This is a genomic window from Allokutzneria sp. NRRL B-24872, from assembly GCF_002155965.1.
Lineage (GTDB): Bacteria > Actinomycetota > Actinomycetes > Mycobacteriales > Pseudonocardiaceae > Allokutzneria.
The window spans coordinates 1-480 of record NZ_MUMH01000350.1; the positions used below are offsets into that span (position 1 = coordinate 1).

Annotated in this window: 1 protein-coding gene; it reads left to right on the forward strand. The window is 65.8% G+C overall.

The features are described 5' to 3' along the window. Positions 1-173 precede the first annotated feature (173 nt). Positions 174-480, forward strand: a 307-nt coding sequence (locus tag CCN37_RS37990; protein ID WP_143262058.1) for a GntR family transcriptional regulator, incomplete at its 3' end; no start/stop codon positions are given.

The window sequence follows — 480 nt, forward strand, 5'->3', positions numbered from 1 at the left end:
CCGGGCAGCAGGAGCACCGGCCGCCCGCTGTCGCCGTGCACTCGGACTCCGTCGATAAGCATGATCACTCCTGATTCTGATTATTGCGCAACAATTTTGACAATAATTATGAGACAGAATCGCCGTGTATCGTCTATCAGCGATAGCGGGCAGTTCGGGGACGAGGAGCGGGAATGGCTGTGCCAGCCAGCGATGACAGCGGTTCGCAGACCGTTCCCGAGCGGATCGCCGCGGCTGTGCGGGACGAGTTGCTCGACGGCGCCCACCCCGTCGGCACCCGACTGCGCGAGTCGGACCTGGCCGAGCGCTTCGACGTCGGCAGGCACACGATCCGCTCGGCGCTGCGCCTGCTCGTCGAGCGCGGCCTGGTGGTCCACGAGCGCCATCGAGGAGCCGTCGTCGCGCCGTTGAGCAGGCAGCGCATCGACGAGGTCTTCGACTACCGCAAGCTGCTCGAACTCGGCGCGCTCCGCATGGCGC